We start from the raw sequence: 25,523 nt of genomic DNA on the forward strand, positions 1-25,523 counted from the left end.
ACCTTAAATTGGGGAACCTGGCGGTAGCGGTATAATTTGCGTCGCTAATGGCCATACTCCATGCTCCCAATAATGCGCGATATGCCTAAGCAAGACTTTTGCTTCGGCATTTCTGCGCATTTTACTTAAGCTGTCCTCATATTCCATCAACTGCGCTTGCATGGCGACTTTTACTTCAGGCGCCAGTAAATCTGAGCTTAAAGCATCAAAAAAGGCGCTTAGCGTGACGTATCGTATGCGATTTGCAAGCGCCGCAGCTTGAGACTCATTCTTGCCTGACTTATCGCTTTTTAGAACGAGCTCATCAAAAACGCGTTCAAGCAGCATTTCTATGCTCGGGATATTTTCATTCTGACTATGCTGGTAATACAAACGATTCAAACGTTCTGGTGTTAATAAAATCGTCATAGAATATCCTGCGGCAGATTCTGCTGCCGTTATCGGATCAAATGCAATCCCCATTCTTGACCCCATAGACTCTCGATTGCGTGCACTCCCATACGCTTTAGGCGGTATGAGATTGAGCAAGTTCTGAGGCAAAGATAAATACTCAACGCTGGCACTTTGCACCATAAGCTCAAGCGCTTGTTTTTGAATGTCGGCGTTTACCGCGCTTACCGAAGGTGCCTCTTCGTTTGCTTGTTTCACGGCATATTCGTAATTTATGCCGGATATCTGTTTTACTAAAGCATCTAACTGATAGCGATGCGCATAATAAATAGGGACAAGGCGCTCTTCAAGGGAGGAGTAAACTTCTCCAACCGGCAGGGAATTAACGCCAAAATTATTAAGCGCAAACTTACGCAGTTCGCTTATGCGTTTAAATTCAGCAATCGGATCTGCGCCGTTGTCCCACAAATGCCCATCGGCAGACGCTCTTTTTGGAATACGGGCATCCGGATCAGACTTATACAGAAAACCTTTCTCCTTCGCCTCATCTACTAATGCCTGCAATGCCTCTTTTTCATCTACCGATGTGGGAAAATCCTGATATCCATACGCCACAACATATTTATCCCACTCACCAATGCCTTTATCGTAGGCATCAGAGAAATTGATTTTGCCGTCTTCAAGTGTTACTAGCGGATGCGGATAATCCATAACCGACGCTCTGTCGTTTTCGCTTGCAGCGAAGTTATGCGCAATACCGAGGGTATGCCCTACTTCGTGGGCCGATAATTGACGTATTCTATCCAGTGCCAAATTAATTTGCTCACTCGTATCCGCATTCTCTGAGTCAAACGGGCTGCTTAATCCTAATGCAATCAAGTAGTCTTGCCTTACTCGCAGAGACCCCAGAGTCACATGCCCTTTGATGATTTCACCGGTTCGTGGATCAACTACCGACGAACCATATGACCAGCCGCGCGTTGCTCGATGCACCCATTGGATTACGTTGTATCGGACATCCATTGGATCGGCATCTTCAGGCAGCACTTTTACTTGAAATGCATTTTTATAGCCAGCAGCTTCAAAGGCTTGATCCCACCAGAGCGCCCCATCTTTAAGCGCGGTCATTATTGGCTCAGGTATGCCAGGATCAAGATAATAAACAATGGGCTCAACGGCTTCACTTTGTTCTGCTGAAGGATCTTTTTTCGACAAACGATGACGAGGAATATATTTCACCTCCATGTTTTGTTCAATTGCTACGCTATAGTCAAAATAACTATGCTTCCAAAATCCGGAAAATGGGTGAAAAGCGCGAGGCGTATAATCATCGTCAGGCAAGGCAATAAAAGAGTGGTGTAAATGAACAGTCACGCTTTTCGCATCAGGGGTAACATCTTGAATGTATTGCCCTTTAGCTTCTCCTGCAAAGGTAACGAGCGCCTCAAGCTCCGTGTTTTTTTCAAAAGATTTTGTGCGCGTTAAGTATATTCCGCTTCGGCTTGAATCAACGGCATAGCTCCCTTGCCCTCGTGTATTTAAACGCTCGCTGATACCGTGAATATCTGACAGCAAAAAGTCCGTATAATTAAACTGCACAGTCTGCGCATCTTCTTGTGATACTGTAAATCCGGCAATTACAGAATCTGCAAAAGCTTCATCAATACTCAGGCGTTCAGCAGCATTTGAGGTATTTGCGCGATACGCGGTATTGCTTTGTACCAATAAGATTTTATTACCAAAACGAGAGAATTTAACGAGCCGGGTTTCTCCCAATTGACCGCGATCCAGGCCAATATCATTTGAACCGATTCCGCGAGGTAAACTGCTTTGAAAAATCATTTCCTGCTCAAGTTGTGACTTATCTAATCGCAACGATACAGCATCTGTTTTTGCATCATAAATGATATCAATAAAGCCTTCCTGAAGCGTTGTTTGAGCATTTGCTCTAACGCTAAAAAGCACTAAAGACAAACTGATCAGTAAAATTATCTTAAGTAAAGCAAAAACGCGGCTCAGCGTTTTAATCGGTGCGCTAGTTTTCAATGTTTATCCCTCTTTTTATTAATCACTTATTCGTCGAAACGTTCTTATCACTACTTTTTACCAAGATAAGTGCACTTGCTTTGATCTGCATCATCACTTCAATGCCACCTAAGCCTTATATTAGCCTAAGCTAAAAAGCAGATATACCACCAGGCAGGTATCAGCTAGTATGACCGACAATCACCATACAGACAACGTGCGTCAGATATCAAGCGCCAGCAAGCTTGAAAACGCTAAGCTTGAATCAACTCATTCCCAAGCGCTACTCACGCTCGTTATTGATGAAAAAACCGATATTGCGATGGCAGACAAACCCATATTTGGCGCAACGGTGACTATTCGTGATGATATCAATACCTTAGTTGGAAAGATCCTGGAAAAAGGTTGTGTATTAGGCTGGCTGAATTACGTTGATGTAACAAAATTTGCTTGCATTACTCATACGCGACACTATCTGGAAGCCAGTCATTATTTTTACGCAGAATCCAATCAACTCAAACTCTCTCAACGTCTCATTTTGCATCATGTAGACACTGCTATGAGCAAGTCCAAGCAGCTATTTACCTTTAGTTGTGCGGATGGCAAATCACATACCTTTGCCAGCGCCTGATACTGATACTGATAAATGCGCTCAAGTACCGCAACGATGACTCATTAGATTAGGTCAAATATTCTTTAATTCCACTCACTCGATGAACCTGCTTTTTAATTGCGCTTTTTAAGGTTTGCTCATCCGCAATAATTCGCACTGAGTCTTTTGCTCGTGTTACGCCGGTATAAAGCAGAGCGCGCGTGGCATACCGCTGAGATGATTCTGGCAGAATAATATCTACATGTTTAAACTCAGAACCCTGCGTTTTATGTATAGTCATAGCATAGGTCAGTTCGTAGGCAGGCAAGGTATATATCGACAATTTATCAAAGCCATCTCCTGATTTACTGGGAAAGAAAGCCCACAAATCAGCCGCCTTAGACATACCTTCTTTTTGTTCAAGCGAATTGTATGCTTCGTCATGCCATAAAAACCCTACATCGCCGTTAAACAAACCCAAATTATAATCATTTTGTGTCACCAAAATCGGTTTGCCTAAATAAGCTTGACCCACTTGCACCTGTGCATACCTTGTCGCCAGCCCTTGTTCAATGAGTTGATTTACATGCTCAGTGCCAGCAAAACCCCTGCGATTAGGAAGCAAACAAGCATACGATGAAATAGCTTGCCACGCCTGTTCGAGGCTTGTTGCAGTGAACAAGGCATGGTAGTTATGCAGCAGTTCGTCAGTGATTAGTTTACTTAGCGCGCTTGAGTTGACTTGGCTTATGTGTTGCTGAACCCATTGTGCGTAAAGAGCATTTGGTTCTGAAGCAGCTGCCTGAGATGTCAACTTGAGACAAGACATGGTGTCAGCCACATTTCCTTCTAACACGGCCTCAGCTAATCTCACTATTTCACCGTTACTTCGCCTTACCGCTTGCAAACGCACCACATAATCTAAAGATGCCTTGGGTTGACCATCATCGCACCTGGCAATTAAAAAGGGATTCTGGCTGGAGTATTTGGCAAGTCTGCTCGTTGAAATTGTCTTTGGCGCAATGGCAACTAAATCGGCAAGAAGGCTTCCGGTTTCAACCGAAGGTAATTGATTAGGATCTCCCACCAGCACTATTTTGCAGTCTTCAGGAAGCGCACTGAAAAGCCGATGCATTAAGGCCAAATCAACCATCGATGCCTCATCTACAATGACACAGTCAAGATTTAACTTTCTAAATTCATCATACTTGCTGCCACCGTGACTGGGGTTGATCCCAAGCAAACGGTGAATGGTTTGAATTTGCATCTGAGCGAGTTGCTGAAGTAGTGGAGTTTGAAGCGTTTTTTCCAATGCTGTAAATTCATGTTGCATCGAGTTAAACAAACGATTTACCGCCTTCCCTGTTGGCGCTAACAAAGCTATTTTTGACGCGTGTATTTTGCTTTCGCTGGCGCACAACAAAAAGGCTACCAAGCGACTCAGTGTATAGGTTTTTCCGGTACCTGCTCCGCCGGTTATAATCGAAAACTGATTATATAAAGCATGCATTACTGCAACTTGTTGCCAATCAGTTTCTAATTCATCACTACTCCTTTTAAAAAGTCGGGGCCATAAATCCTTAAAGTGTTTTTCGCTAAAGGCGCTTTCAAAGCAATTGATATTTAAACGTCTGCGCACTTGCGCACAAAAAGATTGTTCAAATACCCAAAATCGTCGCGTATATAACGCTTTTTCACTCAGTGTAATTCCGTCTACTTCACTTAATACATTTTTTAAACCAGACAGTCTTTGCTCAAGGGCCTTTATGTCACTGAAGTCTTGTGGAAAAACGCTCTGTGACTCGCCCCTTGACCAAAAATCAGGTGAAGTAAGGTCGCTAAACGCTAAACAGGTATTGCCTCGTCTTTGTGCAATATTTAAGGCGATAAATAAATAAAACAGAAAATGTGCGTCTTGTTGCAAGTTATCAGCAGCGGGCCTTTCGTTTGCAAGCGAAATAGAAGGCAAAGTCTCAATGTGCTGCAAGCAAAGTCCGGTCAAATAACTCGCCATATAGAAGTCAATAGCTTCGATGTCTTCAATACTTTCCTGAAGCACAAGCATCATTTCATCGACACTTTCGAAAGGGAGCTTGATTAACCTGTTCTTGCTGCCAAATTCTGTATGCAAAATACCCATGAATGAGTCTCTCAATTATCCTTCGGTTATTTTATTGTTATCATGCGTAGTTGCCGCGAATGCATGATCGAGCTCTTCAATTAACTCAAGGGGGATCTCGGTAAAATATATACCTGTTTGCTTATTTACATCTGTGATGACACTTGCCTTATCTTCCTCACAAGCCTGCATCCCCCGAAGATACAAATAAAGAACGCCGCCAAAATGCGTCTTAAATTCATAGTTTTCAAGCGTAGATTTCAAGTAGCGGTGCATGGCAAGACTGTAAAGTAAATATTGTAAGTCGTAGTCATGCATTTGAATGTTCCGGGCAATCTTGTCGGGAAGATAATCCTCGAAGCGATTGCCTAAATGAGTGGACTTATAGTCACAAACATAGAACTTCCCCCTGTATTCAAAACTTAAATCAATAAAGCCGTGTAACATTCCATCTAATTGGTCGTAAGAAATCGCCTTGGCAGGCGTTTTAGAAAAACGATAATGCTGACTAACAGCATCACGATGGCGATTCAAACAAGCTTGCAGTGCTTTTGCATGAAGTTTTTGAATAGGTAGATAAAATTCAGCTTCTTTCAAACATTTATTACTATCAAGGTGTTTGAGCGAAAAGCTAAGCGTATTTTTTGCCTGCACATCGGGCTGCGTTTCCCAACTAAGAATTACAGTGGCGTTTAGAATATTTTGCATCCAATCAGCAAACGCTTTTTGTAGGGAATGAGTATCTGCTTCGTTCAGTAATAACGACTGTTGTGTCTTTCTCGCCTTGTTACCTGCGATAGTGCTTAAAAAATTAGGGTATTTTTGCTCAATTTTAGTCAAAAGTTCATCATAATCTGCTTGAGAAAAATCCAGCCATTCCAAACAATCGTGCAAGATATTGCCGCTGAGCGCGCCTTTTATCATACTAAAACGCATTGTTTCTGATTCGGTTTCCACTTGCTCTTTGATACCTGACTGCGACACTTCATCCTCATGGTCTTTATTGGTGTATGAAAGCGCGCTATCAGTCGAATCGAGCTGATTTTGCAAATGCATGGATTTTGATAGTTGTGTGAATGAGCTCATAAACCACGATTGTGTAATACTGCGAGAGAGCGTATTCACTCGAATTTCGACCTCATCATTTACAGGGGCTTTATGCACAGGCTGGCATACATCACTTGCCATGCGCATGCTAATTACCTCGGTAGAGCTAAGATATTTTTGTTCAAACATATGTGCTAACTTTGCCCCGAAATTAATTTGAGGCTCAGTTTGGTCAGACGATTTATTTAAAATATCGCTCTGTTTATTGGCATTTATTTTGGCATTTATCAATTCGTTTGTAGATTCGCTTAAGGCAAACAGTCGGTGTATAGCACTTTCATGCATGTTCTCGCTCACGAGCATGCCCAAATAGCATCTATAAATTGGGCGAGTCAAAGCCACGTATAATAAGCGAGTATCTTCTGCTATGTCTTCGCGCTCAGCGCGTTCCTCACTTGCTTGCGTAGGCCCCAAACGCATAACCAAGGCGTCATTGCTATCGTGATATCTCAGCGCGACTTTGGTGCTTTTACTTCTTAGCGTGTTGGCAAATGGGAGAAAAACAATCGGGTACTCAAGACCTTTTGATTTATGCTGCGTGACAATTTTAATTAGCCCATCGTCACTTTCCAGGCGAAGTTGCGCAGTATCACTTTGTTCAAGACCATTGATTTGGCGTTTGAGATATCTTAATTGCGAACTTTGCGTGGTGTAGGTAACAGCCGCCTGAGCCATGATGTCGGCTAAATGCTGATAGTTAGTTAATGCGCGCTCTACCGAAAAGGGCATAGCTTGCGAATCAAAAGCGTGCTTTATAAGCTCGTTAAGCAGTGCGAATATCCCTTTTCGCTTCCATAACTGATGATAATCTGCTGTTTTTCGGTAAATGTTTTGCCAATGTGGATGAGTATTATCGTTGATGAGTTCCTGCGTCGATATGGATGGGTTGAGATAAAACAGCCCGGTACTTAAAGCAGCAATGCACTTGCGTTGATTATTCGTTGTGTGGATCGCATCTAACACGTAGTAAAGATGCTTAGCTTCCTTTGACTCAAATAATGGGGACTTTTCACTTAAATAAACACTTGATAAGCCATTGGCAGACAAAAAGTCTTTAATCATTGTTGCTTCAAATCCTGCGCGCACAAGTATCGCAATGTCTTTTGCTTCAACAGGCTTAATTACCCTATGAGACGAAGTTTGTGAAATATCTTCGTGTATTTGCCCGTCTGCCAATAAGCATTTTATTTCTTTCACCATCCAGTCGAGTATTTGATGACGCTGCTCATCAATACTGGTGCAATCTTTCTTAACAGAAATATCATCGCTTTGCTGTCGGTCATCAGCTGTTTCATTCGATTCTAAAAAAACATCTGCACAAATGAGTTGTAATGCCGACTGCCTGTGCTTTTCCTCAAAGGCCGGGTTATTTACAACAAGCGCGCTCTGGGGTTTTAGCTTTCCTTGAGCTGCCTTAACCGCATGATATGCTATTGTGAAGTCAAAACTGGATCCTTGCTTGTCGTTAAATACAAAATTATAGGCATCAACCATATCCGGAGTTGAACGCCAGTTAGTATCCATCGACCAATGATGCTCTGCTTCGCTACCTGCTTTAAGATAGGTAAATACATCCCCTCCCCTAAAGCCATAAATGGCTTGTTTGGGGTCACCAATCATAATGAGAAGTGGCTTAAATTCTGCATCATTTTGCACACCTTTATCATGCGGCTGATTGTCAGTTTGATAAATACTGGCAAGAATCTGGTACTGCTGAGCATCCGTATCTTGAAATTCGTCTACAAGTGCTGCCGGAAACTGCGTTTGTAGCTGGCTACAGATAAAACCCGCTGTTTGCTTTTGTTTATTTTCTGCTGTCGAATCCGCATCTAACGCTTGCGCCACCAGGCGAATTAAATCATCAAAAGAAAGTAAACTTTGGTCTTGCATCATGTGTTGCACTTTACTTTTGACACTTTCAATGACCCAATACGCGCTTTCAAGTGCCAGACAATTACGTAAACGTCTGTCTAAGCGTTGTTTATTATCTCGTTTTACTTGATCAATAATCGGTGTATAGATGCTCTCATAAAGCGTCGTTAATTTATCCTGCCATGCATCGGGATACTTTTTCCGCCGACTGCTTCCCAGTAAAGCTTCTAGACTTTTGTGCGTTATCTGACTTGCTAAAGAAGATTCAAAACCACTTTCAAGGCTCTGTTCGTAAAGTTGTTCAGCCTCTGACTCATTTAAAAACATGCTTTGACTTAAACACTCTAGGGCTTGATTAATTTCAGTTTGAATCTTGCTTCTATTTTTTGGATTATCCACTAGCCCGGCAAACCAAAAATCTTGCTCGCGTAAATGTTTGATAAGCAAATCTCGGGAGAATCGCTGAGCTTGCCAATGCTCATTCGCTTCGGCGACAAACTCGTGCCAAACTTCATCAGGGCGAGTTAAACGTAACTCACCCTGATGATAAAAAACCGTCTGAAATACGTCAAAAAAGTGCCTGGGCGTATGCCAAGCTTGCTCTTTAAGCAATAAAAAATCGCGGCTGTTTTTTTGTAAAGCAATAATATAATCGCCTATACATTGCTGGTAGAGGCGTGAAATGTCCGGCGTAACTTGCGCATTTGCATCATGCTGTAAGCTGGCAGAAAATTGCGTTAGCACGCGTTGGCAAAACCCGTGAATAGTAAATATTGATGCATCGTCGATGTTTAATTTAGCACTTTGTAAGCGATTGAAGGCTTCGTTTTCTTCAGCCGCTTGCTTAAGGTGCCTGACAAACTCATCTTCAGTATGCCATTTATCAAGCACCTCATCGATAAACTCTGACACTCTGGATTTAATTTCATCTGTGGCAGCCTCGGTAAAGGTCATTACCAATATTTGATTAACACTTAAATTGCGCTCAACTAACAAACGCACATATAAACGAGTAATATTAAACGTTTTTCCCGTGCCAGCACTTGCTTCAATGAGATGCTTGCCTTCTAATGGGAGCGTCGTCGGGTTAAGCGCCTTTACTGCTTTGTCATTACGCATTATGAGACACTCCCTGTTGGATATCGGGGAAAAGAGCATCAAGTTGCTCAGTAGCAAGTGCCGGAATACCTAAATCAAACATAGGCAGATAAACCTGCTCATATATGCTCAATAAGTGCCTTTCGAGTTTCATGACCTTACCGAAAAGGTAGTCAAAATAAGGATCCTTACACAGCGCGTCATAAGGCGTATGTTTACCTGCATTTTCTGCCTGTTTTTGCCACACACCTTGAAAGGTCTTGCTAGCCAAAAGTGCATCAGTATTTTGATGATTGGCAATAAAACCGCTGGTGTTTTCATCGCTGGTTTCATTTTTAGTATGGGCATTTTTAAATATTTTCAGCATCTCATCAATTAAAAGCGGGTTGACAAAAAGCGCCTTGCGCTTACCTTTTAAAAACCACTGAATAAGATAATAGAGCAAGGTTTTAGCCTGCGCAGGGTTAAGTCGTGGTAGTGGCTCGTTAAAGACTTTTATCTTTCCCCTGTATGCTTTGGCGAACATAATACTCGCAGCGGGCAACAAAGAATGGTCGCTCTTGGAAGCAAATTCTGCCTGGGAGGATATGAGCGAATTACAATACACAATATATTTAACCCAAGCGGTGATTTTATCTTTTGTTTTTAGACTTTGCTTATAAATAAGGTGAACGAAATTTGACTCGTTATCGACTTGGCATTGCACTTTTAGCGTATAGCGCTGCTGGACAGAAGCTAAGGGAATTGCGACATCAAACTCGTTTTGAAAAACGCTTAGGCGTCTGTTTTCAAAGGCTTCTCGTATGAGCTCTTCTATCTCTTGCCTGTGTTGCTCAATGTTGTTCTCGATGTCTGCAAAATCGGGCAGTTCACCGCTTAATTGCAAGTATCGAGACCACTGTTCCAACGCCAGACTCTGCTTAGCCCAATTATCCTCCGTTTCTGCGTCAGAAGCGTTTGTGCTCAATGTTGATTGCAATCTTGATTGTAGAATTTGTGCAAAATGACTGCGCATTTTGTACTCGCTTAAAGGACTAAAATCAAAGGCTTGCTCAAATTCATTTTCGTCTAGCTCTGAAAAATGCAGGTTTAGCGTCTTGTTTGCGAAATACTGCATGGGAGCCTTAAAAAAATGCACCAATTCTTCAGCGTCAATATAATTTGTGTCCGACTGGCGCGACTCAGTATCAACTGTCTCAGGCTTGTGATTGAGTTCTTCTAACTGCTCTGGCTTATTCTCTCTTTCATCGCTTGTTTGCCGGTATAAACTTTTTGCATGTCTCGCCCATCCAGATTCAAACGAACCTTGCCAATGCTCATCACCGGAGAAAGCCTTCAAACTAAAGGCGTGCAAGGGGTGCTCTATTATCCGGATGGATTGTTCACCATAGTGCTTGTGACAATGACTCACCAACTCCTGAAGCACCAAACTGGGTGATTGCTTAGCATTTGTTTGTACGTTTCGATGCTGATAGCTTAAATACAAATGTTTGCGGGCCGAAATTAGTGCTTCCAGAAACAAATACCGATCGTCGTTACGGCGCGACCTATCTCCCACTCTGCCAGATGCTTTTGCCATCAAATCAAGTTCAGAAGGATAGGCATGGCGAGGAAAGCTATTTTGATTGAGTCCCAATATTGCCACTATCTTAAATGGTATTGTTCGAAGCGGCATCATCGAGCAAAAGGTAATTTTACCTGCCATAAAGCCAGATTTTGTCTCGGGAATGGAAAGCCCCTGTTGCAAGGCCAGTTTAAGTTCGCTTAAGCTAATTTTATTATCAAAGTCTGCAAGCAAGGCATTTTCTGAAATAGCTTTAAAGGCTCGGGAAAGCAACACAAAATCAAATTCACTTTCTTCGTTTTGAAAAAAGCTTTTTTCAAGCAATTGATTAAGGTATGCATGCCAATCAGATATGCTTCTGTCAATCTGTAAACTATGACTAAGCTTTTGTAAATGGGCAATAAAGCGTATTAACTTACCAAGTGTTTGTTGCGCCTGCCCTTCTACACAGTGAGCAATGGCAAGCTGATTGGCAATTAAGGTTTCACGCGGTTGCAAGGTGCCATTTAAAAGCCGCGTTAAGCCCCAATCCCAGGTATGTTTATAAAGGGTTTCGTTCGCAAGGGTTTCATGCGCAACGCTTTTATCTACACCCATAGTTTGTGCTTTTTGTGTCGCATCTAAACCAAAGCTGATACAAGCTTGTTCAACCCAAGCCCGACAAAACTGAGTATCTGTGGCGCTCAAATCAAAGGCTTGCATGAGGCTGGGCGTTTCTAATAGTTGTAAAAGTTGATCAGCACTAAAGCGTGAGGACGGTAAATTTAAGAGCATCATAAACGCGTTGATCGTCGACTGCGATTCAATCGGCTTGCGGTCTGAAATACTGGTGGCTAGGCTAAGTGCATCCTGGCTTTCAAATATTCCTTTTATATAAGGACTGTATTGTTCAATCGCAGGACACATAACAATTATGTCGCTAAGCTGTAATTCAGCATCTTCGTTTAATTGTGCAAATAAAAAGTCCTTTAGAACCTGTAATTCACGCACCTGATGATGACAGGCATGCACATGAATATTGCTTGGAGCATTAAATTGCCTGGAATTAAGAGAGGAGGCCTTGTCTTCATCGAGCGCCTGCGACTGGTCAGGCGCAAAATTTAAAATATCTTGCTGTAGGGTCTGCAGTAAGTGCCTGGCTTGCGTATCGTTTTCTGCTGGCGATTCAAACGCACTGAATTCATGATGTTGGCAATCTAGTAAAAGCTTCAGCAAATCACGGCCTTGCTGCCCAAAGTTGCGAAGTAAGGGGTGCACATGGATTTCGTCAGCCCAATTTTGCGCTTTATTGCGACGCATTTGAGCAGCAATTGCTTTGTCAGACTTGGCATCGGCCCAGTAATCTATGGATGGATTTAAATGAAACCAGTGAACGTTGATATGCTTGGCAATGACATCAAAAAAACGCAGATAGATAGGTGGAAGACTATTTATGGCAAACAAATAAATGTCTTTAGGTAATACACCATCAAGCATATCGGATTGAATGGGTGCTTCTAGTAAACGCATGGCTTCAAGCTGGAGTGAAACAGGATGTTCGGGTACAGACGACGTGAGTGTGTGCCAAAACCACTTCTGCCATTCATAGCAAACAGCAGAAAATGTATCCTTGTTATCTAACGAAAAATCCTCGTGCTTATCCCACGCCACAATCCAATCCGAACGAAAAACCAAATATTGTTCAAACAGGTCGGCAAGTTGCATTGCAAAGCGAAATTGCTTTTGAGATTTCAGTATTTGTTCAGACTGACGTTGCGTCGCTTGATTAGCGTCATCTTCGTGTGTAAAAAATTGATTGATAGCATCAAAATACGGGCTTTGCTTAAAATCATCGCTGTGAAGAATGCTTAAGATGCGCCACACCATTACCTCGCGTTTATAGGGAGACTGTTGCGGTACCCGCGTCGTTGCATTTTCAACTGAACTACCCTCTACAACTGCTTGATTGGCTAAAATGCTGCGGCATGTTTCCCAGATAAAGCGAGTGGGTAAAGGAAAATCAAACTGCATGGCAATTCCCCGCTTTTGCGCAAGAGACAAGGATAAATAATGCTGCATGCCGGTATGCTGAACCAATAGCATTCGAGGGCTAAAAACGGAAACTGGCTTATTAGCAAGCACTGCATCGAGTAGGCTAACGAGGTGTTCTATCCGATTAGAGGGGTATAAGTACAGCATTACGCATCCTGTTGCGATATAAAAGCGAAAAATCTATGCAGAATCAATATGGCATATCAGAAGCATTTTTAACAGAGTAATACCCTTCGAGCGGGGCAAAATTAATCAACAGACTGGAATAAACATGAAGGAGGCTACACGCTTACAGGACACGAGCAAGCGTGTAGCCAAAACTTTAACGAAGCACCATTCCTTGCTGCTTAACGTCAAAGCACACACAACACTTAAGCAGTTGCAAATTCGTTGCCAATATTTAAATATAAGCATAATCATAAACTTAGTGATTGAGTGCAAAACTTAGCTCGGCGCTTATCTCCAAATTGGTGCAAACTGCGGTGAAATTGCACCTAAATTGCGCCACGATTTATCATCTTGTTTTATATTTCGGTTTTATACTATCGGGCTGTACAATTAACACTGTAAGTGACTCGGCATACAAAACAGCGCATAAATTGGCATATAAGTCAGCACAAATGTCGACAGCATCAAGCAAGACATGTTTATTTTTGCGATTTTAATACCTTAAGAACAAAAAGAAGGAAAAACAATGCAGCAAGTAGAAGTCAAAATTTTAGATGACAGAATAGGCAAGGAAATTCCGCTACCGACCTACGCGACAGAAGGAAGCGCAGGTGTCGACTTACGCGCATGCATTGATGAGGAGATCACGCTTAAACCTGGTCAAACAGAGCTGATTCCAACAGGCATCGCCATTCACATGAAAAACACAAATATGGCGGCGACGATTTTACCTCGCTCGGGCTTAGGACATAAAAAAGGAATTGTACTTGGCAATTTGGTTGGGCTAATTGATTCAGATTATCAGGGACAGCTTTTTATATCCTGCTGGAATCGAGGTCAGGAAAGCTACACTATTGAAGTTGCAGAGCGTATTGCGCAACTGGTCTTTTTACCGGTTATTCAACCGCGTTTTGTAGTGGTTGATGACTTTGAAAGTAGCGATCGCGGTGAAGGTGGCTTTGGCTCATCAGGCACGAAGTAGTAGGCAGGAAAAACCCGCCAAAAAAAGGCGGGTTTTTAATTCACAATCTCGTTTAAAACACGTAGTTTACGCTAATGTTTATCAAAGTAGTGTCTTCAGCTGTGTTGATATCGGCTGGATTATCAATTTTATTGTCATAACGACTGACTTCAGCTTTAAGCGCTACATTAGTATCAAAGTCGTATCTCAGGCCAACAGTTATCATGGAGAATTCTTCCATAAAGAAGCCCTGAAGCCCCGCTACAGCTTGCATTAAACCGGGTTGAAACTCAGGTGGAAATGCAGCCACTTGGTCCAGGAATTTAAAATCCTGATTACCATCACGCGTTTCGTAAGTGAGATGCGGCGTCCACTTGCCTAAGCGCATGCCAGCGGTGACATACCATGCGATATCTTCAGGAGAAAACGAATCTTCCGTTTCAACTGAGGTCAGTTCGCCGGAAACAAACCAGTCAAAGTTATCGTATTCTAATCCAAGGCCTAAAAAGACACCCTGGTCGTCAACGAGAGCTAAGTCATCTGCTAAACCCGGCGCCAAAGGAGCCAGGTTTGCAATAGCACCATCAACCAAAACTTGTGAGAAGCTATTGTTCGCTCTACCCGCGACGATACGTGCTTTAAATGATTCATAGGTGGTTTCAAGACTTAGATTGATCAACTCGTCTGCTTCGACCGAGCCACCGCTCACAGATTCATTGTATTCCCCGAGTGAAAGCTGGAAAGCAACTTCCCAGTCTCCAAGGTAACTGCTGTAGTCATAGCGAACACCATTAAAATTATTAAATGGCACGTTATATACCGAACGTGGAGCTGTGATCCAATGATACGAGTAGCCAACATCAAGAGATGATGAATATCTAAAAACTGGCGTTCTTAATCGGCCTGCACTTATGCTGCTTGTATCGTTGATTGCATAAGTCAGGTAGGCCCACTCAAATTCCGCTTCGTAATTTTCAGCACCTCTTGCCACTATCTGTGCAGTTGCTGTCACGTTCTCATTCACATCTCCAGAAATTTGAAGCGCGAACAATGAACCATTACTAAAATCAACGCTGTCATCGTAGCCATATAGACCACTTTCGTCAGTTGTCATCCCCGCGGTAAAATTGGCAAAGCCATTGATGCGCACATCAGCATTTACGGCTGTTGAAACGCTTAGTGCCATAAGTGAAATCGGTAATAAGTATTTTTTCATGATGGCATTCCTTATAAATTGACTACTTTCACAGCATCAGTAACTGAGGCTGAATCGACATAGCCTATGACGCTTGGATTTTTTGAGACAAGATCAATAACTTCTGCGTCACTTGTTACTTCTTTTGGCGGAATGCCTTTACCAGTAAAAACCAGTTTGGACCAATAAGCAGACACCTGTGAAGAGCTGCGGCCTAGTACGTTTTCGTCAAATGACTGACGAATCGCGCTGTCAGCTACCTGGTTTACCGGGATGGTTTCAGTGCCGTCACCAAACTTCTTTTCCTTACCCAGAAAAATTCGCTGAACGGTTTTGTCGTCAATTGCGCTGTTGTTGGCCGGATTAACAATGATGGTTAATTCAGCACTCACAAAAGACGCAAATGCTAAGAGCATGGAAGCGAGGGTCACTTTTCTTAACATGGTGTGTGTCCTTAAAAAAATTAAAACCAAATGCAGTGCAAGAGTGCACTGCATCGTTTTGTTTAAAAAACGTAGTTAATGGCAAATCGAATGAGATTGGCGTCGTTACTGTCATCTAAATCGTCTTCATATGTGATGAATTCGGCTTTAAGTGCAGTTTGAGTGCTCCAGTCGTAGCGCAGACCCAGTGTCCAGTTATTCCAGTTTTCAAGCTGACTCATTTGAATCCCCATAACCGCCGGAGCAATAGCCTCTTGAATCGGTTGAGGCAGTGCTGCTAACTGGTCCAAGAATTTAAGCTCATCTTCGCCATCACGTTTTTGCCACGTGATTGAAGGCGTCCATGCGCCCTGTCTGAAACCAGCAGTTATATAGTAAGCATGGTCATCCGGGAAAAACGTATCGTCGTTGGAGTTAAGGGTATATTCAGCTGCAACAAACCAATCAAAATTGTCGTAGCCAATTGACGCGCCGTAAAAAACGCCTGTATCGTCATTAAAGGCAAGACTATCAGCCAACTCTGGTGCCAATGGCGCAAAGCTTGCGAGAATTTGATCCACGGCTGCAACTGTCAGCGTTGCTTTTGCCTGCCCATAAGCAACACGGGCTCTAAAGGCGTCTTTGACTATTTCTGCAGATACTAAAATAGTATTGTCGCCTTTAATATCAGCGGTTTGACCCGCATCCAGCGCAAAGTCAGGCGTATTGATAACACCATAAGATGCGGTTAAGGTGTAATCCCAGCCACCTGCATAGCCTGTATAGGCGGCTTTGACACCGTCAATGTTATTAAATGCGATGCTATACACCGGATTTGGTGCAGTGATCCAGTGATAAGAATAGCCAACGTCTAATGATTCACTATACAAAAATAAGGGTAGACGCAAGCGACCAGCCGAAATATCCAGGTTATCACTGACCGTATAGGTCAGATACGCCCACTCAAAGTCTGCTTTATAGTCGTCAGCACCCCGCGCAACAATTTGCCCGGTTGCGGTTAGTTTGTCTGTAATGTCACCACTTAATTGCAAGGCAAATAAGCTATCTGTACTAAAATCGACACTGTCTTCATAGTCAAATAACGAGGAATCTGTATCGCTATAGCCTGCCACCAAGTTGGCAAAACCGTTTACTCTTACGTCTGCATTGGCACTAGCAGAAAGAGCAAGTGCAGTAGCTAGCGCCACTTTATGTAAATGTCTCATATTGTTCTCCTTACTAGTTTACAGGGATAGTTTTCACTGCATCAGTGACTGAAGCAGCGTCTACATAGCCAATCGCATTTGGATTATTAGCAATCGCTTCGATTACAGCGGCATCGCCTGATAATTCTTCAGGCGGCACTCCCTTTCCGGTAAACACGAGTTTTGACCAGTAAGCAGAGACCTGGCTTGAACTGCGCCCTACAATGCTCTCGTCAAATTGCGCTCGCACTGAGTTATCGGCAGTTTGGTTAATTGGAATAGCGGCATTGCCATTACTAAACTTTTTTTCTTTACCCAAAAAAATTCGCTGAACGGTTTTTGCGTCTATAGATGCGTCGTTTGCTGGATTGACCACAACTACGACTTGTGAATATGAAAAGGCACTCAAGCAAAGCATCGCGCTTGCCATCGTGACTTTAAAAGTTTTCAACATGTTTATGTTCCCCTATGGTGTTCCGGGCGGAATGTACCATTGGGATTAACTGGCTATGGTATGAATATTAATACATGATTATTAAATACGCAGACATCCGTGTCTGCCTGTGGATATGAGAAATGAAAATATGGCTACGCTAAAAACTAGTTACTATGCCACACAATCTGGTCAGAGTAATCGCCCAGAATTACCGGCTTAAAGCGTTCTTCAATGACGTGGCGCTTAACTTTCAATGTCGGGGTCAACAAGTCATTTTCGATAGACCATTCCTCTAAAAAGACCACGATCCGGTCTAATTTCTGATGGCTTTCCAGTTTTGCATTTACTTTTTCAAGAGTCGACTTTAGCGACACCGAAATTTCTTCCTTGTTTTGCGCACGAGCATCTTCTGATAGTACCAGCAGCGCGATAGGCTGAGGCAAATTAGTCCCCGTTACGCATACTTGTTCTACGATTGGATTTTCCATAATTTTTGCTTCGATGGGGGCGGGCGTGACATATTTGCCCTTTTCTGTTTTGAATATATCTTTTAATCGACCTGTTATCCTGACATAGCCCTCGGCGTCTATCTCGCCCTTATCGCCCGTTCGCAGATATCCATCGTTGGTAAAAACCCCACTGGTTTTTTCTTGATCTTTGTAATACCCAACCATGTTGCAAGGTGATTTAACCTGAATTTCGCCATCTTCAGCAATTCGTAAGTCAACCCCCTCATATGCCCGTCCAATAGAACCGATTTTATCGGCTCTAAATGGAACCGAGCTTGTGCCATAGGCGGAGTTTTCTGTCATTCCCCAGCCTTCAGAGATGTTGACGCCAATTTTACTAAACCATTCAATTGTTGCCGGCGCCAGAGGTGCTGAACCTGATGCCCATAAACGAGCAGAACCAAGGCCAAGTTCACTGCGTATTTTGGCGGCTACTTTTTTGCCAACAAACGGAATACTCAGTAAAAAGTTTAATTTCTTTTGAGGTACTTTTGCCAACACTCCCATCTGGAATTTTGTCCACAAGCGGGGAACAGAAATAAACAGAGTAGGTTCACAATGTTTTACATCGCGAGTAAAGGTGTCCAGTGATTCAACAAAATGCAAGGTCATGCCAGAGTAAAAACTTGCCAGTTCGACTAACACACGTTCGGTGATATGCGCTAGCGGTAAATAGCTCATCACGCGATCTTGATCTGAGACGCTCAGCGCATTTAGAGAGTTTTCCGCGGCCCAACAAATTGTATTGTAAGTATGAACAACACCTTTGGGCTGACCGGTACTACCCGAGGTGTAGATAATGGTCATAATGTCGTTCATGTCCACACTTGGACTGGCTTGCATCGCTTCAATCTTGATAAAGTCTGACCAAGCTTGTTCGCCTGGTGTCCCATCATAGGGAAAGGCAACCGTTTTTATATTGCTTTTTTGTAACACCTCTTCTACCGCATCAGTGCTGTCCAGTTTGCCGATGAACATTAAGGGGCAATTTGCATGCTCAAGGACATATGCAATGGTGTCAGCTCCTGCTGTTGCAAAAATAGGCACCGACACACACCCCGCCATCATGATTCCCAGATCGCTGATCACCCATTCCGCTGAGTTTTTAGCGAGGATCGCAATGCGTGTACCAGGCTCAAATCCGAAGGTACGCAAGCGGGCCGCGACTTTTCGTGCTTCTAAAGCAGTTTGAGCCCAGGTATAAGTACGCTTTTCTCCATTTGCAAGAGGCTGCGTCATATAGTGTTGGCTCGGGTGCTTTTTTTCCCATTCGTATAATTTTGCTAACGGCGATGTGACGTTAACAGACTGCATATTTGTTCGACCAAGATCTAAATTATCTAAAGGCATGACCATTCCGATTTATTCTCAAAAAATTTACATTGCATTCACATACGCATATTAATGCAAGTTTGCTCATTATTAACAACTGATTTTTAATGATAATAACGAAGTTTTTTTAGTGATAATTTCATAAAGTAAGAATTTCGGTTAAAAACCATTCAGCATGCTCAAAACTTGTCCAGCCCATCGTTTCGAAAATTGACAATATTTTTACCAGCGCTGGCTTTAGCCTCTAGCCACTGCTTAGAAAGCATCTGATACGTATCATTAACCGCCACCGGCCGAGAAAAATAATACCCCTGCAACAATCGGCACTTGGTGCTTTGAAAATATTCAACTTGCTCCCGGGTTTCGATCCCTTCTACAACAGTCGATATTTTAAGCAATTCAGACATGATTAACGTGGAATAAACAATTGATTTGGTAGATGCATCTGTCAACACATCATCGGTGAATGATTTATCTATTTTTAAGACATCGATTGGGAAGTCTTTGACATATTTGAGCGAAGAATAACCTGTACCAAAATCATCGAGGGAGATTTTAAATCCTTCTGACTGCAAATCCTTGAGATAAGCAATGCTGTCCTGGCTGTTTTCCATTAACAGGCTTTCAGTAATTTCAAAGCGAATACACGATAGCGGCAAGCCGTGTTTTCGAAGCGACTGCTTAATGATCTGAGTATCAAACTTCTGACGAAAATGTTTAGCAGATAGATTAACCGCCACGTAGCCGTCAAATCCTTTAGCAGTCCAGCTACGCATATCAATTAAGGCCTGTTCGATGGCGTTTTCGGTCGATTTAAAAATGCTACCGTTTCGTTCCGCAATTGGAATAAAGGTATTTGGCGGAATCAGCTTATCGTTATCGAACCATCTTAACAGCAACTCAAAACCCGCTGTTTTTCCTGTGTGCAAATCAATAATTGGTTGATAATAATTGGTGAGCTGGTTTTGCATCACAGCCACTTTCAGGCGATTCTCAAGCACAATATCCTCATGTGCCTTCTTGTTCATATCCTCGTGGAAAAACTCAACCTGATTACTGCCGCGAGATTTTGCTTCAAACATAGCAATGTCGGCATTTCGAATCAGATTATCAGCGTCAATAGCGTCGTCGGGATACATCGCTACGCCAATACTGACCGACAGTTCAATATTTTGACTACCCAGAGAAATGGGTTTAGTTAGCAACTGAATAATATCTTGCGCGATGCTGAGCACATTGCCTTTTTGATTTGCTTCGCTAAGTACTATTACAAATTCATCTGAGCCAAAACGGGCAACTGTATCCTGCTCTCTGAATTTTGTCTGTAAACGTCTGCCAATTTCAATAAGGACTTTATCGCCAGCTTCATGCCCGAAATTGTCGTTAATCGGCTTGAATCGATCTAGGTCCAAAAACAGGATCGCAAGCTTTTCATGCCTTCTTTTTGCAAAGTGCATTGATTGTTTTAGCCTTTCACGAAGCAGGCCTCTATTCACCAAGCCTGTCAGTAAATCGTAATTAGATAATTTTTGCAGTTCATTCTGAGCTGCAATTTGTTCGGTAATATCAGTAAAAATACACAGGTAATGATCAATCTGCGTGTTGGAATCACGCTTCTGCACTGCTTTTATATCCGCCAGCACCGTCATGCTTCTATTTTGCATCTGCAGATTGGCTTCTGTCTTCCAGCTTTCACCTGCCTTGAGACTCAGCATACGATTAGAAAGTAGTTTTAATTCCTCTTCATACTCTTTATTGGCGCGCTTTATCTGAGGTCCAAGCTGATGTCGAGGATTTACGTTAAAGGCTTTCATAAATGACGGGTTTGCTGCGATTGGCCTGAGGTGTTTATCGAATATCAGTACCCAGTCTCGGGTGTTGTTAAACGCCTCACCGAACACCTTAAGCTTTTCTCGCCCTGCCACCGAGGCAGTCAGGTTATTATACGTCCCGCTTACAATTAAGCTTCCGTCAGATTGCGTTTGAAGGCTTGCTACGTCTCGGTACCATTGAGGTTTGTCATTTTTCGCCATCACGCGATAAGTCACATCAAACTGGTCGTCATATTGCTCAATAAAGTCGTTCCACTTATCAATGAAGGTCTGCTTATCATCAGGGTGAATTTTTTGAATATATTGTTCTAATGAAACGGATTCAAAGTCAAATCCCAGCTCGTCAGTTAATCGTGATGCTGATGTTGTATTTGTTGCACTATGCCACTCCCAAATACTCGTATTACTTGCCTGAAGAGCATTGACCAGCTTGGTGTTGTAATCTTTTACCTTCTCATTGGCCCTGTTTATTATTGTTTGTGTGCGGTGACGACGATACATATATAAAGCCAGCAAACTGGCCACAAGCAATGCATACAACACAAAGGCAAAAGGTGAAGCAAACGGCGGATACGGCACGCTGACACGTAAGCTGGCATAATAATCGCTGTTTTTTAATAGGCTTGTATCCAGTGCAGCATCGAATATTTCAATGGTGTAGTCACCCGGGCTAAGGGCCGGTAATACTATTTCATTGCTCGTGACAGGCGGATAGTTTACGACTTTATCATCGCTTTTTATTCGATAACGAAATCTATCCGCAATCGATAAGTTGAAATTCAAGTTGGAGAAACGCAATGATAAGCCAAGATCGTCAGGCTTTAATTCAATTTTTTCGCCATCTAAATTACTGTAAGAAACATTTAAAGGCCGGGTCGCGAGCCTGACTTCTGTGATGACGGGTTTAAATACGCGCTTATCTGCTGAACTTTGAAGCTTCTCAGGATTGAAAAGCGCAAACCCCAGATTCCCCCCATATGCAAAGCGCTTATCTGATAATAGCTCAAATGCACCATCGTTAAACTCTGAAGAAGCTAAACCTTGCAAGAAGCCATAGCTTTTAAGGGTAAGGCGCTCAGCATGAAAAGAATGAATACCTGAATGCGAAGAGAACCAGATGTTGTTATTTTCGTCTACAGCAAGATCGTACACAATATTAGAAGGCAACAGCGTGTTTTTATTGTAAAACGCTTTGGTTTGCATCGTGTCTTTATTTAAGTGATATAGACCTACACCTGAGTACGCTATCCACAAATCATTTTGATTATCACGAACAAAACTATTGACGATAGTAGCGCGGCTTGCTCCCTCTGACGAAGAGCTGTGCAACAAAGTAAATTCATATGTTGTCGTATCAAGTTGCCACAAGCTGGCCGGCCCCGAAATAAAAAGCTTCTGAGAGTAGTCATCTTTACCCAAAATAATCAGATGATCAGCACTTGCATCTTGCGTGTTTATTTCCTGGCCAGGCAACGCAAACAGCTCGCTTGTTTGTAAACGAAGGTTGATTCGATAAATGCCGTCAGGAACTGTTGCCCATAAAATATCGGGCTGCTGATAATAAAAAGAGTAAATATAATCCTTCAATATGGTCTGAATATTGGGTGAAAAACGCTCGTTAGACAGATATTGCCCGGATTGCGTATCAAACTCCTGCAGGCGCTCGCCATTTAAAACCCATAGTCGGTCGTTTGACGCACGCTCTATCTGATAAATGTGTGAACTGGAATATGCAGCATCATTAATGTTTGTCGTTTCAAAGCTATTAATTCGACCATCTGAGAGCCGGTATTCATTCAGTCCATTTGCGGTCCCAACCCACAGTGAATCTGCATTCTGCTGATGTAAACTCAGTACCACGTTATTGCTTAAGTTGGCCTCTGGCGTATTGAAAACGGCTGAATAGACGTTTGTAAAATCTCGACTTTGCGGCGCCCACAGCATTGCGCCGCTTCTGAAGGTACCTATCCATAATTGTTTGCTTTTATCCAGGGCCAAATGCATCACGTCAGGGTGAGAAATAATTTCAAAATGTTTAATCAGGCCAAACAGGTAGGTGAATTCCCAGTTATCCTTATTTGTTAGAAATAGACCTTTATCCGTTCCTATATAAATATCATTTTCGCCAACTTCCACGATGTCCCAAATATTGCGAATTGGGTCAATAACCTCTATTGCAGGTGCATCCCAGTGTTCATAAAGATGACGTTCAATTTCTTCAAAAGACATCGCGTATAAGCCTTCAACGGTGCCAACCCAGAGTGATTCATTGTTGGGAGAATAAAGTAATTTAATATTTGAATTTACTTCGTTAGGATTGGGCACATGACGCAAACGATAGCTAATATCAGTGTTTAGATCGTGCACCCAAAGATTTTGCGTTGTACCGATATATAAAAGCGTATCTCTTAAAAAAATGGTTCGGATAGATTCAGCGGCGTTAATTTGCTGATCGCTGAAAGAATAGATTTTTTGGTAGGTATCATCATTTGTGTCCAATAAGAAAATATCTTCATTAAGCGCGATTAATATTTCATTCTCACTATACGAAATGATCGCGTCAGAGTACTGTGACCAGTCTTCATCAAAGCGATAGGGTCGTTTTAATACCTCAAACGTCTCACCGGTTTTTTTGTCAAGCTTTACGATTCCAGACAGTGCAGTAGATAAATAAAAATACCGTTCATTGTGCTCGTATATAAAATAAACGGAATTGCCGATAAGCATACCGTCACTACCTGACACTTGCAGGAAATTATACCCGTCATACCTGTCAAGTCCCTCATCAGTACCTAGCCATAAAAAGCCTTCCTGGTCCACGTGCAAAGCTTCAATTGAGTCCTGGCTTAAGCCATTACTTGTGTCAAGGTAAGACAATTTTGGGGCTTGAATACTGGGTGAATAGTCTGGAATGACAGTTTGAGCAAGACTGTTTGAAGCGATAAAGAGAAGAAAAAGCGACATCAGCGACAAACCCGGCTTGGATGGTTTCAGTCGGTAAGCAAATACGCTCATCATAGATTTACAAATGAGCACATAAACAGCAAATATATGCACGCTTTGGTCAACTCCTTTATCGATTAAAACTCTCTGTGATGCTTATTGTAAATGACTTTGTTAAGGCAACTATATACGCATTTATACCTATATATCTATCTAAGGCTAGCTAAAACCTTGAATTTAGCGATTTTCAATCGCTACACGTCCCGTCTTTACAAATTTTCGTTTTATTTGCCTCGTTGGTTTAAGGATAAATAAATCTCCATTAAACCCAAGCATTTGTTTTGCTACACCCGCCTCTCTCGCAGCGTTTGCATTAGCTTGCATGTGCTCGGCTTCACCGTGCACAGGGATCGCTATAGCGGGCTTTACCCAGCGATACATCTGCTTAAGATCTTCTCTGTTGGGATGACCGCTGGCATGAATAGTCTGCTCACACGTTTCAGACTGATACACGTCTATATTTCTGTCTTTTAATAGGTTTACGACTTTAGAAATCGGTGCTTCATTACCCGGGATCACAATACTGCTGAAGATAACCGTGTCGCCCTCATCCAGATCGCAATCGCGGTAAGCATTTTGCGCCATACGGGATAATGCGGCTCGAGGCTCTCCCTGACTTCCCGTTGCAATGATTAACACCTCGTGTCTGGGCAGATAACCTATGTGACGACGGTGAGTCAATTTTGCATCTTCAGGCCATATGCCACAGCGTCTTGCCACACTCACCATATTCTCCAGTGAACGACCAAAAAGAGCCACATAGCGATTTGTCATATTGGCAATGCGAACCAGCGTGATCAACCTTGCGATATTGCTTGCAAAACAAGTGACCAGTACTCTGCCCTTTGCTTTTGAAATAATCTCGCCCAATCCTTGCTCGCACGCTTTTTCAGAAGTCGAAAACCCTTCTTTAACAGCGTTGGTTGAGTCGCAAACCATGGCCAGGATATTTTGATCAGCTAATCGACTAAATTTATGCTTATCAAAGGCATTGCCAATGACAGGGTCATAATCAATTTTCCAGTCAGCAGTGTGGAAAATACTGCCTAGCGGCGTATCAATAAGCAAGGCTTGTGGCTCAGGCAGAGAATGGGTGATATCTAGCCACTTTACCGTAAATGGACCAATGTCCAACTGCATGTTGGGCAAAACTTCAACAATAGGTAAATCTTCGTAGATACCCTGCTGATAAAATTTGCGGCGCAGAACTTCAGCTGTAAATGCGCTGGCATAAATTGGACATCTTAAATTTGGCCAAATTTCAGTCACCGCGCCGATGTGATCTTCATGTGCATGCGTGAGCACTATTGCACATAAATTATCTTTACGTGCTTCTATAAAGCTAGCGTCGGGCATAACAACGTCATAGCGCTTTGCTTTTGGATTATGTTCGTCTGCCATATCCAGAGGCGATTGAAAGCTTGCACCACAATCTACCATAATAAATTGTTGGCTATGACCGTAAAGATTGAGATTCATACCTATTTCTCCGGTTCCGCCAAGTGGCAGAAACCAGAGTTCTTGCGAGTTTGGGAGCATAATTACCTTCTAATGCTGCTTTAGTACCATGCGAAATCAAGAATCTAACAGCTATCATTTACATATAAACTACCCGTTCTGCAGACAAATAGTTTTTAAGCGTCAATTCATTAACAAAGTTTA

The 25,523-nt window shown here is 42.5% G+C and carries 13 protein-coding genes; 2 read left to right on the forward strand and 11 right to left on the reverse strand.

Annotation, left to right across the window (positions count from 1 at the left end; all coding sequences use genetic code 11):
- Positions 1 to 3 precede the first annotated feature (3 nt).
- The gene (locus D6V41_RS01025; RefSeq protein ID WP_241664382.1) at positions 4 to 2,436 is read right to left on the reverse strand and encodes a zinc-dependent metalloprotease; all 2,433 of its coding nucleotides are present in this window, start codon (positions 2,434 to 2,436) and stop codon (positions 4 to 6) included.
- Between the two features lie 169 nt (positions 2,437 to 2,605).
- Between D6V41_RS01025 and D6V41_RS01030 the strand changes: the two genes are divergently transcribed.
- On the forward strand, positions 2,606 to 3,046 hold the full coding sequence (locus tag D6V41_RS01030) for a hypothetical protein (RefSeq protein WP_136249636.1): 441 nt from the start codon (positions 2,606 to 2,608) through the stop codon (positions 3,044 to 3,046).
- Between the two features lie 49 nt (positions 3,047 to 3,095).
- Here the strand turns inward: D6V41_RS01030 and recD are convergent, their stop codons facing one another.
- Genes recD through recC form a run of 3 tightly spaced genes read right to left on the reverse strand, consistent with a single transcriptional unit; the run spans position 3,096 to position 12,945 of the window.
- Positions 3,096 to 5,147, reverse strand: coding sequence for an exodeoxyribonuclease V subunit alpha (recD, locus tag D6V41_RS01035; protein WP_136249637.1), 2,052 nt, complete (start codon positions 5,145 to 5,147; stop codon positions 3,096 to 3,098).
- A 15-nt stretch (positions 5,148 to 5,162) separates the two neighbouring features.
- Positions 5,163 to 9,224 (reverse strand): exodeoxyribonuclease V subunit beta, encoded by a 4,062-nt coding sequence (recB, locus tag D6V41_RS01040; RefSeq protein ID WP_168710921.1) that lies wholly within the window; start codon positions 9,222 to 9,224, stop codon positions 5,163 to 5,165.
- Entirely contained in the window at positions 9,217 to 12,945 is a 3,729-nt protein-coding gene (recC, locus tag D6V41_RS01045) for an exodeoxyribonuclease V subunit gamma (protein WP_136249639.1), read from the reverse strand. The genes recB and recC overlap by 8 nt, the downstream gene beginning before the upstream one ends.
- Positions 12,946 to 13,492: 547 nt before the next feature.
- Between recC and dut the strand changes: the two genes are divergently transcribed.
- Positions 13,493 to 13,948 carry a dUTP diphosphatase gene (gene dut, locus D6V41_RS01050; RefSeq protein ID WP_136249640.1) on the forward strand — a complete coding sequence of 152 codons (456 nt, stop codon included), beginning with the start codon at positions 13,493 to 13,495 and terminating at the stop codon, positions 13,946 to 13,948.
- Positions 13,949 to 14,000: 52 nt separating this feature from the next.
- On the opposite strand, the gene D6V41_RS01055 is transcribed toward dut, so the two are convergent.
- From D6V41_RS01055 to D6V41_RS01085, 7 genes are all read right to left on the reverse strand, one after another.
- A complete protein-coding gene (locus D6V41_RS01055; protein ID WP_136249641.1) occupies positions 14,001 to 15,143 on the reverse strand; it encodes a porin in 1,143 nt (380 codons plus the stop codon).
- Positions 15,144 to 15,154: 11 nt separating this feature from the next.
- The gene (locus tag D6V41_RS01060; protein WP_136249642.1) at positions 15,155 to 15,565 is read right to left on the reverse strand and encodes a type 2 periplasmic-binding domain-containing protein; all 411 of its coding nucleotides are present in this window, start codon (positions 15,563 to 15,565) and stop codon (positions 15,155 to 15,157) included.
- A 62-nt stretch (positions 15,566 to 15,627) separates the two neighbouring features.
- Positions 15,628 to 16,770, reverse strand: a complete 1,143-nt coding sequence (locus tag D6V41_RS01065; RefSeq protein ID WP_136249643.1) for a porin — start codon at positions 16,768 to 16,770, stop codon at positions 15,628 to 15,630.
- Between the two features lie 13 nt (positions 16,771 to 16,783).
- A complete protein-coding gene (locus D6V41_RS01070; RefSeq protein WP_136249644.1) occupies positions 16,784 to 17,203 on the reverse strand; it encodes a type 2 periplasmic-binding domain-containing protein in 420 nt (139 codons plus the stop codon).
- 146 nt (positions 17,204 to 17,349) lie between these two features.
- The gene (locus D6V41_RS01075; RefSeq protein ID WP_136249645.1) at positions 17,350 to 19,044 is read right to left on the reverse strand and encodes an AMP-binding protein; all 1,695 of its coding nucleotides are present in this window, start codon (positions 19,042 to 19,044) and stop codon (positions 17,350 to 17,352) included.
- Positions 19,045 to 19,205: 161 nt separating this feature from the next.
- Entirely contained in the window at positions 19,206 to 23,915 is a 4,710-nt protein-coding gene (locus D6V41_RS01080; protein WP_136249646.1) for an EAL domain-containing protein, read from the reverse strand.
- Between the two features lie 123 nt (positions 23,916 to 24,038).
- The gene (locus tag D6V41_RS01085) at positions 24,039 to 25,400 is read right to left on the reverse strand and encodes a ribonuclease J (protein WP_136249647.1); all 1,362 of its coding nucleotides are present in this window, start codon (positions 25,398 to 25,400) and stop codon (positions 24,039 to 24,041) included.
- Between the last annotated feature and the right edge of the window lie 123 nt (positions 25,401 to 25,523).

Source organism: Ningiella ruwaisensis, assembly GCF_004798935.1.
In the GTDB taxonomy this organism is placed as follows: Bacteria; Pseudomonadota; Gammaproteobacteria; order Enterobacterales; family Alteromonadaceae; genus Glaciecola; species Glaciecola ruwaisensis.